General features: G+C 65.0%; 12 protein-coding genes. 6 read left to right on the forward strand and 6 right to left on the reverse strand.

What is annotated here, in order from left to right; translation table 11 throughout:
• Positions 1-20 precede the first annotated feature (20 nt).
• Genes XH87_RS17615 through lptF form a run of 3 tightly spaced genes read right to left on the reverse strand, consistent with a single transcriptional unit; the run spans position 21 to position 4,773 of the window.
• Positions 21-2,510, reverse strand: a complete 2,490-nt coding sequence (locus XH87_RS17615) for an LPS-assembly protein LptD (protein WP_271588249.1) — start codon at positions 2,508-2,510, stop codon at positions 21-23.
• Positions 2,510-3,607, reverse strand: coding sequence for an LPS export ABC transporter permease LptG (gene lptG / locus XH87_RS17620; RefSeq protein ID WP_271588250.1), 1,098 nt, complete (start codon positions 3,605-3,607; stop codon positions 2,510-2,512). The genes XH87_RS17615 and lptG overlap by 1 nt, the downstream gene beginning before the upstream one ends.
• A complete protein-coding gene (lptF, locus tag XH87_RS17625; protein ID WP_271588251.1) occupies positions 3,604-4,773 on the reverse strand; it encodes an LPS export ABC transporter permease LptF in 1,170 nt (389 codons plus the stop codon). Before lptF ends, lptG begins: the two co-directional genes overlap by 4 nt.
• A gap of 337 nt (positions 4,774-5,110) precedes the next feature.
• Between lptF and XH87_RS17630 the strand changes: the two genes are divergently transcribed.
• From XH87_RS17630 to XH87_RS17640, 3 genes are all read left to right on the forward strand, one after another.
• Entirely contained in the window at positions 5,111-6,610 is a 1,500-nt protein-coding gene (locus XH87_RS17630) for a leucyl aminopeptidase (RefSeq protein WP_271588252.1), read from the forward strand.
• Positions 6,611-6,616: 6 nt separating this feature from the next.
• Positions 6,617-7,069: a DNA polymerase III subunit chi gene (locus XH87_RS17635; RefSeq protein WP_271588253.1), complete on the forward strand. Its 453-nt coding sequence runs from the start codon at positions 6,617-6,619 to the stop codon at positions 7,067-7,069.
• 164 nt (positions 7,070-7,233) lie between these two features.
• Positions 7,234-7,719 carry a hypothetical protein gene (locus XH87_RS17640; protein ID WP_081492576.1) on the forward strand — a complete coding sequence of 162 codons (486 nt, stop codon included), beginning with the start codon at positions 7,234-7,236 and terminating at the stop codon, positions 7,717-7,719.
• 163 nt (positions 7,720-7,882) lie between these two features.
• On the opposite strand, the gene XH87_RS17645 is transcribed toward XH87_RS17640, so the two are convergent.
• From XH87_RS17645 to XH87_RS17655, 3 genes are all read right to left on the reverse strand, one after another.
• Positions 7,883-9,742, reverse strand: coding sequence for an ABC-F family ATP-binding cassette domain-containing protein (locus tag XH87_RS17645; RefSeq protein WP_271588254.1), 1,860 nt, complete (start codon positions 9,740-9,742; stop codon positions 7,883-7,885).
• Positions 9,743-9,877: 135 nt separating this feature from the next.
• Positions 9,878-10,051, reverse strand: a complete 174-nt coding sequence (locus tag XH87_RS17650; protein ID WP_271588255.1) for a hypothetical protein — start codon at positions 10,049-10,051, stop codon at positions 9,878-9,880.
• 212 nt (positions 10,052-10,263) lie between these two features.
• Entirely contained in the window at positions 10,264-10,515 is a 252-nt protein-coding gene (locus tag XH87_RS17655) for a hypothetical protein (protein WP_035715387.1), read from the reverse strand.
• A 314-nt stretch (positions 10,516-10,829) separates the two neighbouring features.
• Here XH87_RS17655 and ndk point away from each other — a divergent pair, with 314 nt between their 5' ends.
• The 3 genes from ndk to XH87_RS17670 all read left to right on the forward strand — a co-directional run bounded on the left by ndk (position 10,830) and on the right by XH87_RS17670 (position 14,717).
• Entirely contained in the window at positions 10,830-11,252 is a 423-nt protein-coding gene (gene ndk, locus XH87_RS17660; protein WP_035715388.1) for a nucleoside-diphosphate kinase, read from the forward strand.
• Between the two features lie 44 nt (positions 11,253-11,296).
• On the forward strand, positions 11,297-12,157 hold the full coding sequence (locus tag XH87_RS17665; RefSeq protein WP_271588256.1) for a TerC family protein: 861 nt from the start codon (positions 11,297-11,299) through the stop codon (positions 12,155-12,157).
• A 514-nt stretch (positions 12,158-12,671) separates the two neighbouring features.
• The gene (locus XH87_RS17670) at positions 12,672-14,717 is read left to right on the forward strand and encodes a TonB-dependent receptor (protein WP_442868281.1); all 2,046 of its coding nucleotides are present in this window, start codon (positions 12,672-12,674) and stop codon (positions 14,715-14,717) included.
• Positions 14,718-14,724: the final 7 nt, after the last annotated feature.

Raw genomic sequence — 14,724 nt, forward strand, 5'->3', positions numbered from 1 at the left:
CGGCCGGCACTTCAAACCGTTCACTGGAGGCCGGTGGGACCGCTGGTCGTCGACGAGTTTGCCAGCGTGCGCAGGCCGATTTGGAACATGAACGCGTGGCTCAGCACGGGCGGTGCGGTGCCCGCGGCATAGCTATACGAAGTTACATAGTTCGCCGCCAGCACGAAGCAATCGTCGACATAGCCGGCTCCGACCACATACTGGTTGATCTTGTTGGCCTCGAGGTCCCAACGCGCCGAGCCCGACACCACCCAGTTGGTCGCGATCTTCAGCGAGCCCGTGGTCAGGATGCCCTCGCGGCGCGTCAGATAGCCCAGCTCCGGCTGCGCCGCGTAATTGCCGTACAGCAGGCTGACCGCCCAGCGATTGAAGTTGGCGCGGCCTTCAGCCTCGAAGCGCTGCACGTTCCAGGTCTGCTCGTCCATGCGGGAGCGGACGCTGAACGTGTAGGTGCTGTTGGGCGAGTAGCTGGCGCTCGCGACGTAGTCGGACCGCGGCTTGTCCAGACCGGAATCCAGGCCGGTGTTGATGGTGTCCTGGACTGCGAAGGAGTTCAGGCCGAACAGCTGGTAGGACTGGCCGAACAGCACCTTGACGGCGCCCCCCTTGTCGAACTGCGTGGTGGACTGCACGCCGACATTGGCACGGCCACCGCCCTCGACGCGGTCGTAGCCGGAGAACTTGTCGACGCTGAACAGGTTCGAGGCGTCGAACACCATGCTCTGGGCGTCCTCGTTCGGGAGCTTGCCGGCATAGGTCTCGTTCGGCCGGATGATGATCTGCGCGATCGGCTCGACGGTGGTCGAGCCCCAGGGCTGAACGTTGATGAAGGGATAGCGGTATTCGAGGCCTACGGTCGGCATCAGGCGGAACGCCTGGGTGTCGCCGACGGGCAGGTAGTTCGACACGCCGGGCTGGTTGGAGACCGAGGAGTTGATCGCGTCGGCGCGAAGGCTGGCGAACGGCGTCCAGATCTGGCCGAGCGGATCGGTGAAGGACTTGCGCCACTGCGCTTCCGCCGTGAGGCGGGTATAGGTGCCGGGGAAGCCGCGCAGCAGGCACTGCGACGGCGTACGGGCCAGAGGATCGGCCGACGCCGTGGTGCACAGGCTGCTGGTGTTGGCGACCGTCGTGATCGGATCGAACACCGCCTCGTCACGCGACAGGTTCACGAAATTGGTCTTGTAGCTGAACTCGCCGCCGAACACCGGATAGTTGAGCACGTTGGAGTAGTCGATCACCGGGTAGACGATCGGCACCTGGCTCTGGTTGCCCGAATAGCTCAACCAGTACATCGTGCGCGCATCAAAGAAGCTGCGGTTGCCGACGCCGGTCAGATAGAGCTGCGACAGCGCTTCCGTCGGCAGCAACAGGAACGAGCCGAGCGGATCGCGGTACTGGTAGAGCCGGTAGTCCGAGAAGAAATAGTAATCGGACATCAGGACGCCGTCCCAACCCCAGACCCATTTGTCGTTCAGTGCGAACTGACCCTTGGTGTCGATGGCGCCGCGGAACTGGCGGTCGCCGGGCTGCCCGGCAAACGCTCCGGGATCGAGCTGGTCGATGCCGTACGCGCGGATCTGGTAGGCGCCGTCGATCAGGCGCTGTCGGAATTCGCCCTGCAGCAGCACGCCTTGCCGCGACAGGAAGCGCGGGGTGAAGGTTGTGTCCATGTCGGGCGCGATCGCCCAATAATAGGGAACCTCGACGCCATAGCCCGTCTTGTCCGTGCCGGAAATATAACCCGGGATCAGGAAGCCGCTCTTCCGCTTCACGGTCGGGTCGGGCGTCGAGAAATAGGGCATGTAGGCGAGCGGCACGCCGAAGAATTCGAGCTGTGCAGTCTCGAAATACAGCATCTTCTCCTGCTGGTCGTGGATGATGCGCGCACCCTTGACCTGCCACAATGGCGGTTTCTTCGGATCGTCCCTGCACGGCGCGCAGGCCGTGTAGACGCCGTTCTCGAACACCGTGTAGTTGCCGCTGGAGCGGTCGGCGCGGCTCGCGGCCATGCGGGTCTGGTCGGCCGTGTCCACGCGCAGCGAATCGACGAAACCGTCGCGGTAATCGTCGGAGAGATCCAGGATCTCGGCATAGGTGATCTTGCCGTCGGCATCCGTCATGCGGATGTTGCCTTCGGCATGCAGCCGCTTGGTCTTCTGGTCGTAGATGACCCTGTCGGCCTCGACGCTGGTGCCGTTATAGAACAGCTGGACGTTACCGACAGCGGAGACGCGCGAATTGTTGTAGTCGTAGTCGACCTCGGTCGCCTGAACCAGCATCTGGTTGTCGTTGACGACCTTCGGCGGCTTCGGACGCGGCGGCAGCGGATTGTAGGTGAAGCTCTGGGCGCCGGCCGGCGCCACGGCGGCAGCGTCGATCAATCCGCCGAGCGAGGCAGCCGCGACGACAGCAATCAGGAATTTGCGGATCGACCAGCCACGCCCGTTCGCGCGCACCGACGTGCGCCGCGTCAGACGAGACACGAGCCCTCGGTGGACGGCAGTCACTATCCGTCCTCCTGATAGAGCAAGGCCAAAAAGCCGGTGAGGCCGCCCACCACAACGGGCAACCACGCCGCAGCGATCGGATGCATCAACTCAGCCTTGCTCAAATCCTCAGTTACTTTCGACAGAACGTAGAGCAGAAAGCCTGCGCCCACGCCACTCAAAACCATCTTCTGCACGCCGCCCATCCGGAAGAAGCGCAACGACACGGAGGCCGCGAGCATCACCATGGCCGCGAGCAGAAACGGCTGTGCCAGAAGCTTCTGATACTGGAGTCGGTATCCGGCTGTCGCGAAGCCAGAGCTCTCGGAGGAGCGGATGTAGCTCGGTAGTTGCCAAAATGACACAGTTTCGGGTGTGGAAAAGCTGTTGCGGACCTGAGCCTCGGTCAGCGTGGTCGGAATCTCCAGGCTGGCCTGTTCGATCGGTGGTGCATCCAGCGAGAAGCGGCGGACGCCCTTGAACAGCCAACGGCCGGCCTCGAGCGTCGCCTCGCGCGCCTCGACCCGTTCCTTGAAGTGCTGGTCCGCGTCAAACCGGAACAGCGTAAGTCCCGTCAGCCGGATGCCCTGCTGCTCGCTCCGCGCCGCATTGATGATCGTCTGGCCGTCGCTGGTCACCTGGTTGAGCCAGAAGCCGGAGGCGTCCTGGATGCCGCCGCCGGGCGCCGAGCCGAACAGCTCGGCTTCCATGCGCTTGGAGGCCTCGCGCAGATTGGCCGACATCGGATTGTAGGCGACGGTGGCGATCACCCCGATCAGGAGCGCGCTGCCGAGCGCCGGCGAGATGAACTGCCATGCGGAGATGCCGGCGGCGCGCGCCACCACGAGCTCGAGCCGGCGGGAGAGGGCGAGATAGCAGGTCATGGCGCCGATCAGCATGCAGAACGGCGTCAGCTTCTCCAAAAGCTGCGGCACCCGGAACAGCGAGGTCTCGGCCACCATGATCGCGGAGGCGGATGCGAGGCCCGAGGTCTTGCGCACCATCTCGATGTAGTCGACCAGGACCAGCAGCAGGAAGATGCTGGCGAACACGCCGAGCGCCGCCACCACGAAGCGGCCGGCGAAATAGCGCCCGAGTGTGTTGGTGAGCATGCTCATGCGGTGGCCGGGCGTCCGAACAGCCGGGCGATACGAGCGTTCGACCTGTTGATGGCCTCCATCAGGCCAGGGGGCGGCTCGACCACGACGCCGCCGATGATCATCCACAGCCCGACGCCGATGGCGCCGGTGACCATCGCATATTGGACCAGCACGGCGCCCGGAGATTTCACCGCCATCACCGAGCAGGCGAAGCCGGCCATGCGCAGGCCGAACACCGCGAGGATCGCGGAGCCGATCGAGAAATTGCGGCTCTGGCGGGTGGTGCGAGGCGCCCCCAGGAAGGCGAAGGTCAGCACCGCGAAGGCGAAGGGATAGATCGGCGCCAGGATGCTGTCGTGCAGGGCCGAACGGAACTGGCCGGGAATCTGCTTGTAGACGGGATCGTCCTCGGACGGCGAGAACAGCTCCCAGAGATAGCGCTCGCGGATGCCGAGGGTGACGTCGCGGCCCTGGCCCGAGAACTTCGACATGTCGAAGCCGTAGCGGCCGAAGGCCACCAGCGCCGGATCGCGCTTGCCCGCCTCGAAGCGCTGGAGATTGCCGGTCTCCAGCACCAGGAACGAGCCGGTGTCGTTCTTCACGACCTCGCCATGCTCGGCCACGATCGAGACGCGCTCGTTCGGATCGCGGCGGTCATCGATGAAGATGCCGGCGAGGATGCCGCCGGGCAGGCGTTCGCGGATGCGGATCGTGAGGTTCTTGTCGAGCTGGGCGAAGCGGCCGGGCTGGAGGATGTTGGTGAGCACGTCCGCCGTGATCTCGGCGTCCCACTGCTTGATCCGCCGCATGCCGTCGGGAGCAAGATAGGCCGCGATGAAGGCGACCAGCAGCGCCACCACGCAGGTGGCATAGAAGAACGGATGGAACAGCCGAAACGGCGAGAAGCCGGCGGCATTCATCACGATGATCTCGGAATCGGTCGCGAGCTTGTTCAGCGTGTGCGAGATCGCGATCATCAGCGCGATCGGCGAGATGATCAGGACCAGGGCCGGGATGACCAGACCGGTGATGCCGAGGAAGGTCAGGATGGTCTGGCCCTGGCTCGTCATCAGGTCGATGCCGCGCAACGCCTGCGTAATCCAGATCACGCCGGTGAGGCTGATCAGGACCAGCGCGAACGACGCCAGCGTCGTGCGGAAGATATACCTATCGATCGACCCCATGCGCTACTGCACGAATTCCCACCAAGCCCCATCGCAGGCCGGAGCTCCGGCTGTCCAACCCATCCCGGTCAGGGGATCCCCAAGGTTGGCCAGCAGCTCTTCCGCCAGCTCATTCTCTCACTACCATCCCTTTGATCCGTCAACAAAATGGCTGCCCCGTGGCACCCTCATCATATGGTTAATATTTCCCATTTGTGGCCCGACGGCCACGGCGGTGCTTGGCATCTGGAGGGCGGGTGGCCCATAGTGGCGAAAGTCCTGTGAATCGCCGTTCAGTTCCGGTTTGTGGCTGGAACTTCCGAACGACGAAAAGCCCCATATTTTGGAGGAGTTATCCATGTCCGATGCCATCAAGGTCGGCTTTGTCCCGTTGTCTGCCGCCCCCCGTGGCATCCTGGTCGTATTCTGTGACGACGGCCTGAAGCTCGGCCCGGCGACGGCCAAGGCGCTGGGTAGCGCTGTCGACCTTGTGAAGCGCGCGGCTGCCGCGGCCGCCTTCAAAGGCAAGACCGGAGCCGCGCTGGACATTCTGGCACCGGAGGGCGTGAAGGCGACCCGGCTGATCGTGATCGGCGCCGGCAAGGCGACCGGCCTGAAGGCGAACGATTTCCTCAAATTCGGCGGTGTGGCGGCGAGCAAGCTGCCTGCTGGCACCACCGCCATGACCGTCATGGCGGAACTGCCCGGCGGCGCCATGACGAGCGAGCAGGCGGTGGCGATCGCCTCGGGCCTTCGCTTACGTGCCTACAAGTTCGACCGCTACAAGACCAAGAAGAAGGAGGGCGAGGAGGCCGGTTCGCGCGCCGACGTCTCGCTTGCGGTCGGCGATGCCGGCGCTGCGAAGAAGGCGTTCGCCTCGGCCGGCCACGTCATCGACGGCGTGATCATCGCGCGCGACCTCGTCAACGAACCGCCGAACGTGCTTTTCCCCGAGGAATTCGCACGCCGCGCCGGTCAGCTCCGCAAGCTCGGCGTCAAGGTCGAGGTGCTCGACGTCAAGGCGATGCAGAAGCTCGGCATGGGCGCGCTGCTCGGCGTCGGCCAGGGCTCGGCGCGGCCGAGCCGCACCGTGATCATGCGCTGGGACGGGGCCAGGAAGGGCGAGGCACCGGTCGCTTTCGTCGGCAAGGGCGTCTGTTTCGACACCGGCGGCATCTCGATCAAGCCGGCCGGCAGCATGGAGGACATGAAAGGCGACATGGGAGGCGCGGCCTGCGTCGTCGGCCTGATGCATGCGCTCGCTGCGCGTAAAGCCAAGGTCAACGTGGTCGGCGCCATCGGCCTCGTCGAGAACATGCCCGACGGCAACGCGCAGCGGCCGGGCGACATCGTCACCTCGATGTCCGGTCAGACCATCGAGATCATTAATACCGACGCGGAGGGCCGCCTCGTGCTGGCCGATGTGCTCTGGTACGTAGCCAAGAAAGTGAAGCCGAAATTCATGGTGGATCTGGCGACGCTGACCGGCGCGATCATGGTGGCGCTCGGCACCGAGCATGCCGGCATGTTCTCCAACAATGACGAGCTCGCCGACCGGCTGCTCGTGGCCGGCGTCGAGAGTGGGGAGAAGGTCTGGCGGATGCCGCTCGGCCCCGAATACGACAAGCTGATCGATTCCCAGTTCGCCGACATGAAGAACACCGGCGGCCGCCATGGCGGCTCGATCACCGCAGCGCAGTTCCTCCAGCGCTTCGTCGACGGCACGCCTTGGGCGCATCTCGACATCGCTGGCACCGCGATGGGCGCGCCGAAGACCGACATCAACCAGAGCTGGGGAAGCGGCTACGGCGTTCGCCTGCTCGATCGCCTGGTCTCCGACCACTACGAGCGCAAATGACCTGAGATGACTGAAGTTCTGTTCTACCATCTGCAGAACATGACGGTGGAGAATGTGTTGCCGCCGCTTCTCGAGAAATCGCTCGAGCGCGGCTGGCGCGTCGTGGTGCAGTCGAGCTCGGAGGAGCGCGCCGATGCGCTCGACGCGCATTTGTGGACCTATCGCGACGATTCCTTCCTGCCGCACGCGACATGGCGGGTGAACGACGCCGCCGATCAGCCGATCGTGCTGGCGATCGAAGGAAGCAATCCCAACGGTGCGAATGTCCGCTTCCTGATCGACAATGCCGCGTTGCCGGAGGACTCACAGGGCTACGAGCGCATGGTGCTGCTGTTCAACGGCGACGATCCGGACGCGCTTGCGCTCGCCCGCACGGCCTGGACGGATTGCAAGGCAAGGGGGTTTGATGTCACCTATTGGCAGGCCGATGAACGGGGCCGGTGGCAGAAGCGGAATTAGGGTCGCTCGCAATTAATGATAATTTGCACTTTTCGGGCGACGCTGGCTTCGGCCACCTTCGTGCCGCAAAGGGATGTTGGGACAATCGTTTAGGGCAGGTCCTTCACGCGGGGAATTAGTTTATCGTGCGACATCAAAAGCTTCCCGGCTCGATCATGATTGCGTTGGCTGCCGTAGCACCGCTGGTCGCGGGCTGTTCGGGCGGGACCGATCTGTTGTCGAAAGACGCCGAATGGTTCCAGAGACCCGGCCGTCTCTTCATCAAGAACATCTCGATCGAATCGCCCCCGCTCACGCCTGACAAGCCGGTGGGGCCTGAGGACCTCGTCAGCGCCGACGGCGCCTGTCCCGGCATGGCGCCGCCTCCCGGACCGGCCGATGCCAACGCCTCGACGACGGCTCCCGCTCCGATGGGCGGCACGGTCGCGCTCGGCCACACCGAGTGCGACGTGGTGCGTGGCATCGGCGCGCCCTCGAGCGTCAACCTGTCCAACGACGCCATCGGCCGCCGCGTCGCCGTGGTGACCTGGACCACCGGTCCGCGCGCGGGCATCTACACCTTCACCTCCGGCCGCCTGTCCTCGATCGAGGGCAATCCCGAGCCGCCGCCGGCGCCGAAGGCGGTGAAGCCGAAGAAGAAGCACGCGTAGGCGGATCGGCCGCTATCGAGGTACGCATGTCCGGACGCTGCGCAGCGCGTGAGCGATGCGCTGCTGAGCCGGGGCCGAGGAGCCGCATGCACGCTGACGCGTGGGTTCCGGCTCGGCGTCGCGTCATTTCATGCCACGCCGCGTCCGGGACACGAGAGCTCAGCTACCCCGTCGCCTCGTCGAACTGCGTGCTCGCCTCCAGCCATTGCTCCTCCGCCCGCGCCAGCGCATCGGCGGCATTGGCGCGCGCTTTCGACAATTGCGCGGCCTGCTTGGGATCGCGCGTAAAAATGTCGGGCAAAGCGAGGGCAGTGTCGATCTTGGTGATGATCTCGCTGACGCGGGCGATCTCGGCTTCGGCATCCGCGATGCGCTTCTTCAGCGAGCCGCGATTGTCCGATCTTGCGCGCTGCGGCTTCTCAGTCGCAGCACTGCGCTCGCGCGGGGCTTCCGCGTTGCGTGTGGACAGCACCAGGCGGCGGTATTCGTCGAGGTCGCCGTCGTAATTGGTGACGGTGCGGTCGGCGACGATCCAGAGCCGGTCGGCGCAGGCCTCGATCAGATAGCGGTCGTGCGAGACCATGATCACCGCGCCGGGAAACTCGTTGATCGCTTCGGCCAAAGCGCCGCGGCTGTCGATGTCGAGATGGTTGGTCGGCTCGTCCAGGATGATCAGGTTGGGGCCGAAGAAGGTCGCAAGGCCCAGCAGCAGCCGCGCCTTCTCGCCGCCCGACAATCTGCCGGCCTTGGTGTCGGCCGCCTTGCCGGAGAAGCCGATCGCGCCGGCGCGCGCCCGCACTTTCGCCTCCGGCGCATCGCCCATCAGCTTGCGGACATGGTCGTAGGCGGAGGCGTCCTCGTTGAGCTCGTCGAGCTGGTGCTGCGCGAAATAGGCGATCGACAGCTTGTCCGCGCGCGTCACCTTTCCGGAGAACGGCGCAAGGCGTCCGGCGAGCAGCTTGACGAGCGTCGACTTGCCGTTGCCGTTGGCACCGAGCAGGGCGATGCGGTCGTCATTGTCGATGCGAAGGGTGACGCGGTTCAGCACTGGGCTCGCCGGATCGTAGCCGACCGAGGCGTTGTCGACGGCGATGATCGGCGGCGACAGGATCTTCTCCGGCGCCGGAAAGCTGATCTCGCGCACGTCCTCGGTGACCAGCGCCGTGATCGGCTTCAGCCGCTCCAGCATCTTCACGCGCGATTGCGCCTGGCGCGCCTTGGAAGCCTTGGCCTTGAAGCGATCGACGAAGGCCTGCAGGCGCGCACGCTCGGCCTCCTGGCGCTTGACCGCCTTGGCGTCGAGCAGCTCGCGCGCGGCGCGCTGCTCCTCGAAGGAGGCATAGGTGCCCTTGTAGAGCGTGAGCTTGCCGCGCTCCAGATGCAGGATCTGGTCGACCGAGCTTTCCAGGAGGTCGCGGTCATGGCTGATCACGATCACCGTGCGCGGATAATGCGCGAGGTGATCCTCCAGCCACAGCGTGCCCTCGAGGTCGAGATAGTTGGTGGGCTCGTCGAGCAGCAGCAGGTCGGGGGCCGCGAACAGCGTGGCGGCGAGCGCGACGCGCATGCGCCAGCCGCCGGAGAATTCGGCGCAGGGGCGGAGCTGATCGGCGGCGGAGAAGCCGAGGCCGGAGAGAATCGCGGCGGCGCGACTCGGAGCCGAATGCGCGTCGATGTCGACGAGCCGGGTCTGGATCTCGGCGATCCGGTGTGGATCGGTCGCGTGCTCGGCCTCGGCGAGCAGCGCGTCGCGTTCGAGATCGGCCTTGAGCACGACCGAGATCAGGCTCTCGGGACCGTTCGGCGCTTCCTGCGCGAGGCTGCCGATGCGCCAGCGCGGCGGCAGGGTCACCGAACCGTGCTCGGCCGCGAGCTCGCCGCGGATCACCTTGAACAGCGTCGACTTGCCGGTGCCGTTGCGCCCGACCAGGCCGACGCGTGATCCGGGCGTGATCTGCACGGAGCTCTGGTCGATCAAAAGGCGTCCGGCGAGGCGGATGGAGAGGTCGGTGATAGCAAGCATGCGGCCTTGTCACCGCAGGCGGGATCAAACGCAACCCGTTTTTCCGTGGTCATGGTTCGAGCATGATCTCCGCGCAAACGCCTGCCGCGTTCGTCGCGCAGGAAAACGGCTGCACCTTTCCGGATCACGCGCCGGTCAGTGCGGCTCGCGCTCGCGCTGCCTCAATTCGTCGAGGAGCTGCTCGAGATGTGTTGGGAGGCGAGGTTCCGGCCGGAGGCTCTGCTGCAGCCGCTCGCCTACCGCGTCGCAAATCGAGCGGCTGGTGCGCCGGTCGATCTGTTCGCTGTCATCGGCAAAGAGGCTAGCCATCGGGAGTTCCGTGCTCTGAAAGTAAGGACACGGTACCAAGTCATTGGCGGCCAAATAGTTTCGCCTAGGGCAGGTCATGCCGGGCATTCTAGCAAAAATTGTATGAACGGCGCTTTTTCCGCTCAAGGCAAAGCCCCGGCGAGGGGAGCGCCGGGGCTTCTCTTGGAAGGTACCTGGGGGGCCTAGGTACCTTTGGGAAGGTGCTGACGGGCTCAGTAGCAGCGGTTGATCAGCCGCCAGCGGGGTCCCCAGGGGGTCGGGACCAGCCGGCGCACATAGCAGCCGCCATAACCGTAGGAGACGGGGGCATGGAAGCGCGGGCCACCCCAGCCGTAGCCGTGGTGCCAGCCGCCGCCGCGCCAGCCCCAGCCGCCGCCATGCCAATGAGCGGAGGCCGAGGTCGGTGCCAGCGCGGCACCCAGCGCGACCGCTGCGACAGCGGCAAGCGAAAGTTTCCTCAACATGGTGATCTCCTCGGTACTGCCGGCGCGGGGCTATCGCGCCGATGGGAAATGCCGCCGAAACGGTCGGCCTGATGATCGGGCTTCAGCTTCGATGGACCCGACCTTACGCCGGCGAAGCTGAACCGAACCCTGACGGCGGTTTCAGATTGGGTTCATCCGGGTGAAATTGTTGTCATCCATGCTGAAATTGGCAGCCCGTCCCTGCGGCGAAGCGCCTGTGCGGGCCGCTTCGGCGGTCGCTTGCCGTCCGGCAAAGGCGCCGATATAAGCCCCGCAACCCCGAACCACCGCTTTCTTCCCAAGGACAAGACATTATGGCCATCGAACGCACTTTCTCGATCATCAAGCCCGACGCGACCGAGCGTAACCTGACCGGCGCGGTCAACGCCGTGATCGAGAAGGCGGGCCTGCGCATCGTCGCGCAGAAGCGCATCCGCATGACCAAGGAGCAGGCCGAGACCTTCTATGCCGTCCACAAGGCGCGCCCGTTCTTCGGCGAGCTGGTCGACTTCATGACTTCGGGTCCGGTCGTGGTGCAGGTGCTGGAAGGCGAGGGCGCGATCGCCAAGTACCGCGAGGTGATGGGCGCGACCGATCCGGCCAAGGCGGCCGAGGGCACCGTCCGCAAGCTCTACGCAAAGTCGATCGGCGAGAACTCCGTGCACGGCTCGGACGCACCGGAGACCGCCGCGATCGAGATCGCGCAGTTCTTCTCGGGCAACGAGATCGTCGGCTGATCCGTCGGGCGACAAGTTAGCACGACGGGGCGAAAGGACGTATTGTGAGCTGGCTCTGGCAGATCTTCGATCCCGCTACGATCGGGGCATTCTTCACCCAGTTTCGCAATGAGATGGCCGAACCGACCTTCTGGATCGCGGTCGGCAAGATCATCTGGATCAACATCCTGCTCTCCGGCGACAACGCGCTCGTGATCGCGCTGGCCTGCCGCGGTCTCTCGCCGCGGCACCGGCTTTGGGGCATGATCTTCGGTGCCGGCGCAGCGGTGATGCTGCGGATCATCTTCACCGGCATCGTCGCCAGCCTGATGGGGCTGCCCTACCTCAAGCTGGCCGGAGGTCTCGCCCTGATCGTCATCGCGGCCAAGCTGCTGGTGCCGGAAAACGAGGGCGAGGACGACGTCGAGTCGGGCGTGCATTTGTGGCACGCGATCCAGATCGTCGTGGTCGCCGACATCGTCATGAGTCTCGACAACGTCATTGCGGTCGCCGCCGCGGCCAATGGCAGCGCGCCGCTGTTGATCCTCGGCCTCGCCATCAGCGTTCCGCTGATCGTCGCCGGCGCCGCGCTGATCATGGCGCTGCTCGCAAAGCTGCCGGTCCTGGTCTGGGCCGGCGCGGCGCTGCTCGGCTGGATCGCGGGCGAGGTGATCGCAACTGATCCCGGCGTCGCGCCGCGGCTGCACGCGCTGCTCGACGGTCCGCTCGGCACCTCGCTGGACAGCGTGCTCGGCGCGCTGCGCATCCCGCCGCAGTTCGGCCATGGCGGCGGAGGCGGCGAATATCTCTGCGCCGTGCTCGGCGTTGCGGTCGTGCTGGCGGTCGGCTCGATCTGGCGCCGGCGCAGCATGACCCAGGCCGCGCTCGAATCGTCCGAGCACCACGCCAAGGCCTCGGCGAAGTAACTTCGACGGCCGCCGGTGCCTGCGCCGAACCCGCTGCAATCGACCGATGCAAAGCGGCATCGGTCAGCGTCGTGGCGTAGCGCTTCTCCCCATATTTAGATCTTGTCTTATTCTAAACCATTGAAAATAAAAGAACTTTCATTGACTCAATGACGGTTCCCGCGGCACGTCGCTCCGGTATTCATCCTAACGAACCGGAAGCTGCTGCGAGATGCCGTCGAGAGTCATTTGCCGTCCCATTGCTATTCTGGCGTCCACCGTCAAAGCGCTTCCGAGGTTCTCCAGCCCTACGGCATTCGTGGCCTCCGTGGCCTCCGTGGTCTCCATCGCCTTGTTCAGCGACGGCCTCCTGCACGACGCCAATGCGCAAAGCGCTGCGACGGGGACGGAGCAGGGGGCTACGTTGCCGCCGGTAACCGTCACCGCAGATGCGCCAAAGCCGCGCGGACGTCCACGATCCAATCCCGGCCGAAGGGCGGGCCGTCAAACCGCGCCCGCGAATGAGCGGGCCAGGATGCAGGCGGAAGCGACCCCCAATGCTGCGAGGCCCGGAGCGCTCCCGCCGCCCTACCTAGGCGGGCAGGTGGCCCGCGGCGGACAGGTCGGCCTGCTCGGCAACAAGGATTTCATGGATACGCCGTTCAACATCACGAGCTACACGGCGAAGAAGATCGAAGATCAACAGGCCGTCACGGTCGCCGACGTCGTCAGCAACGATTCATCGGTGCGCTTCACCGGCCAGACCGGCGGCATCCTCGACTCCTTCTTCATCCGCGGCTTTCCGATCGGCGAGGGCAATGTCGGAGAGATTGCCTTCAACGGCGTCTATGGGGTTGCGCCGAACTACCGCGTGTTCACCGACTACGTCGAGCGCATCGAAATCATCAAAGGCCCGACGGCGCTGCTTTACGGCATGGCGCCGAACAGCAGCGTCGGCGGCACCATCAACATCGTGCCGAAGCGTGCAGGGGACGTCGACCTCACGCGGGTCACGACCGACTATGCGACGAGATCCCAGGTCGGCACCCATGTCGATGTGAGCCGACGGTTCGGCGAGAACCGCGAATTCGGCATCCGCGTCAACGGCAGCTATCACAATGGCGATACACCGCTGGATAATCAGACGCGGGAGGCGCATGTCGGCTCCGCAGCGTTCGACTATCGTGGCGAGAAATTCAGAGCTTCGCTCGACTTCATCGATCAGGAAGAAAAGTTCGACGCGCCCACGAGGCCGTTCCTGGTCGCAACGGGCGTCGCCGTCCCGACCGCGCCGGTCGGGCGGCGCAACGTCACGCAGGCCTGGGAGTGGGCCAAGGTTCACGACAATTCGCTGCTGGCGCGTGCCGAATACGACGTGACCGACTCCGTGACGGTGTTCGCCGACGCCGGTGGCGGCAGGACCCAGGTCGATCGTCTGTTCGGGACGCCGACGATCCTGAACGCGGCGGGCAACACCACGTCGACCCCGGGGCGGTTCAAATTCGACATCGACAGGAACGTGGCCGACGCCGGCCTTCGCGCCCGGTTCGACACCGCAGCGATCAGTCACGCCGTGACCTTCCAGGGCAGCTATTACATGGACGAGGTTTCGCGCGGCTCGGTGAACGGCACGCCGGTGCTGTCCAACATCTATGCGCCGATCGCTCGTCCCCAGCAGCTCGTTCCGGCTCCCGCGACCGTGCCGAAGCTGTCGGACACCGAGCTGACCGGCCTTGCGCTGGCCGACACCATGTCGGTTTTCCAGGAGCGCCTTCAGCTGACCCTCGGCGTCAGGCAACAGGGCGTCAAGTCGAACAACTACAACACCACCACGGGAGCCGTGACCTCCGCCTACGACCAGACGGCATACACGCCGATGGTCGGCGTGGTCGTCAAGCCCTGGAGCAACGTTTCGTTGTACGCCAACTACATCGAAGGGCTCAGCAAGGGCGATACCGCTCCGAACACGGCGGCCAATCAAGGCGAGGTCCTTGCGCCGTATTTCAGTAAGCAGAAGGAAGCAGGCGTCAAGGTCGACTTCGGCCCGCTCGCAACCACGGTCAGCCTGTTCGAGATCACCAAGCCGTCGGGACAGCTGGGGGCCGGCAATCTGTTCCGGGCCGACGCCGAGCAGCGCAATCGCGGCGTGGAGTTCACCGTGTTCGGAGAAGTGCAGCCGGGCATTCGCGTCCTCGGCGGCGTGACGTTGATCGACGCTGAGTTGACCAAGACGAGCACGTTGTTCGAGCTAGGCAAGACGCCGATCGGAGTGCCGGAGGTGCAGGCCAATCTGTCCGCCGAATGGGACACCCCGTTCGCTCCCGGGCTGACGCTGGTCGCCAACACCATCTATACCGGGCACCAATATCTAAATCGGGCAAACACACAGGTTGTTCCGGCCTGGACCAGGCTCGACCTGGGCGCGCGCTACAATACGCGGATCAACAACCGGCCTGTCACGTTCCGGGCCCTGGTCCAGAACGTGTTCGACACCAATTACTGGGCCGGCGTGGCGAGTTTCTCGGCGGTGGCGCAAGGCGCGCCACGAACCTTGCTCCTGTCGATGTCGACAGACTTTTGAGGTGGTT

It is taken from the genome of Bradyrhizobium sp. CCBAU 53415, from assembly GCF_028128735.1.
Lineage (GTDB): Bacteria > Pseudomonadota > Alphaproteobacteria > Rhizobiales > Xanthobacteraceae > Bradyrhizobium.